Here is a 2418-nt window from a genome sequence, read left to right as displayed (position 1 = left end):
TGCTGATGCTTTGCAGCTCGTAATTCCAGAATATCGGGCTGTTTTCGTACAAGGTTATGACGATACATGTTCTCTTTACTTTGAGTGTCGAGAGTCTGTAAAGCCTCTACTCCATGAAATTAGAAAGTTGGGCATGTATACGTTAGAACGAATTTAACAAACTGTTTAAGAGTGATTCGCAACGCGTGGCATTTTTACTATGCGTTGTGTTTAGTGGTTAAGGTGGTTTGCGGAAGCATCGGTATTGCGTTGCTCACACCTTAACAGGGCGTTAGGCTTCAAAATCTAGGTAAATTTAAATGATTGCGTATATAAGTGAAAGAAGTAAGAAAAATGCCGGAAAGCCTCTTTATCCACACAAGCATAAAGATGGCATGTATGTCGCGTCGCATTCTCGTTTTGAAGCGGACTATGTTCGAGTGGAAAACCTAGAGCAGCTTCAAGCATTGGTCCAGTTAGGCTACGGGGCGCGCATGTCTAACCCAAGCCTAAAACCAAGAGTAGCTGCCTCAATAATTGTCAGTAAAAATATCGAGATTGAAGACTCTTTCTCGGTAGAAACTGAGCTTAGAAAAATTAGTACGCTTCCTGAACTGGACGTTGAGTTCACAGCAAAAAGGCGAGCAGAACAAACCTTATTACGAGCATATCTACTAGAGGGGAACAAGTTGGGTACGTGTGCAATTTGTAATTCTAAACTACCGGAAAACATGCTTGTTGCTGCTCATATAAAGCGAAGATCAAAGTGCAGTGATGACGAGAAGTTAGACTTTGGCGCTGTAGCTACATTGATGTGTAAACTAGGTTGCGACGACCTTTATGAAAAAGGCTACATATACGTAGACAAAGGCATAGTCAGATCTAACCCCAACGCTGTGACTACAGAAGCACTTGATAGCAAAATATCTTCCTTGGTCGGGAACGAAGTTTCAAACTGGGAGGAGAGCAGACAATACTATGAGTGGCACTGCGATAAGTGGGGTTCAAAAAAAGAAGCCTAACAAACTGTTCAAGAGGGATTCGCAACGCGTGACATTTTCACTATGCGTTGGTTTAAGTGATTAAGGTGGTATGCGGAAGCATCGGTATTGCGTTGCTCACCCCTTAACAGGGCGTTATGCCTTAGAGGAATAAATGAATTTGGAAAGTGTTGTAACTTGGTCTGCTTTGGTGATTTCCGTTATCAGTTTACTTGTGAGTGGGTATGCAATTTATCGAGATAGAAGTCGGGTAAAAGTTTTCTGCAAGGTAGTATACGACTGCTCCAAAGATCAATCTGAGAACTTAGATAATCCGCCCCCATTTTTACGCATATATGCTGTTAACACTGGAAAAAGAGCAATATTTCTATCTGATCTTTGTGGTTATATTTCAAGGAAATCATCAAGCTCTTGGTCGCTGAAAGATGAACCAATACTATTTGATGAGCATGGATTACCGTCGGTCGTATCTAGCGGCTTTGTCCATGATGTCGCAGTGAGACTGGATGATGGAGATATTTACGAGTATCGAATTAAGCATGATGATTTTACAAAGTTATATGCAGTTAATCATGATGGCTTGTTATTTAAAAAATATTTTTTAACGGACGTACTAGGTAAGAAGTACCCAGTTAAAGGCTCCAAAAAAGGTATCGAAAAACTGTTGGAGTATAAGGCATAACAAACTGTTTAAGAGTGATTCGCAACGCGTGGCATTTTTACTATGCGTTGGTTTAAGTGATTAAGGTGGTATGCGGCGGCTTCGGTATTGCGTTGCTCACCCCTTAGCAGGGCGTTAGCAGTTCAAGGAGAACAAAATGATCGAAAGGAAGCGGGGTGCCTATCAAGGTCGAAATAAGTCTTCAGCATATAAAGACTTGGTTTGGACAGTAGCAACATCATCAGACACTTCTCTGGATATAGTTGGTCAAACTAAACTGACTCTAGAAACGATAGATAAAAACCTTGAAGAATTGGGTTCCAATAAAACTCAAATAGTAAGTGCGCAGGTGTTTATCGCCAATATGCCAGATAAACCTAAAATGGATAAAGTTTGGTGCGAGTGGTTGGGTGAAAATCCAGAACACTGGCCTCAACGAGCGTGCCTAGGTGTTGCGTTAGAAGGTGACGTACTTATTGAAGTGACAGTAACAGCGGTAAGACGTTAGAACACTGCTAACAATCTGTTTAAGAGTGATTCGCAACGCTTGGCATTTTTGCTATGCGTTGCGTTTTGTGTTTAAGGTGGTATGCAGTAGCATAGGTAGTGCGTTGCTCACACCTTAACAGGGCGTTAGCCCTATCAGAGGAAAACAATGAAATCTGCAGTATTAGTTATTGATGTTCAGTCGATTCTGTTCGACCCGGAACCTCAACCATTTGAGTCACAAATCGTACTCACCAAAATTAATGAAGTTACGAAATTGGCGCGTGCTAA

Annotated in this window: 3 protein-coding genes and 1 pseudogene; all 4 read left to right on the top strand. The window is 41.4% G+C overall.

Translation table 11 applies throughout. The features are described 5' to 3' along the window. Nucleotides 1-299: 299 nt before the first annotated feature. Nucleotides 300-1001 carry a hypothetical protein gene (locus tag R2S67_RS22635; protein WP_258686791.1) on the top strand — a complete coding sequence of 234 codons (702 nt, stop codon included), beginning with the start codon at nucleotides 300-302 and terminating at the stop codon, nucleotides 999-1001. A 133-nt stretch (nucleotides 1002-1134) separates the two neighbouring features. Beyond that, nucleotides 1135-1662 carry a hypothetical protein gene (locus R2S67_RS22630; protein WP_171359401.1) on the top strand — a complete coding sequence of 176 codons (528 nt, stop codon included), beginning with the start codon at nucleotides 1135-1137 and terminating at the stop codon, nucleotides 1660-1662. A gap of 136 nt (nucleotides 1663-1798) precedes the next feature. Next, nucleotides 1799-2149, top strand: coding sequence for a RidA family protein (locus tag R2S67_RS22625; RefSeq protein ID WP_017068152.1), 351 nt, complete (start codon nucleotides 1799-1801; stop codon nucleotides 2147-2149). Nucleotides 2150-2296: 147 nt separating this feature from the next. Next, nucleotides 2297-2418: pseudogene (locus tag R2S67_RS22620) on the top strand (cysteine hydrolase); the annotation flags it as partial.

The organism is Vibrio sp. T13N (assembly GCF_032970445.1).
Classification (GTDB): domain Bacteria; phylum Pseudomonadota; class Gammaproteobacteria; order Enterobacterales; family Vibrionaceae; genus Vibrio; species Vibrio diabolicus.
The sequence above is the reverse complement of the archived record's forward strand: the minus strand, read 5'-3'. Positions and strand labels throughout refer to the sequence as shown.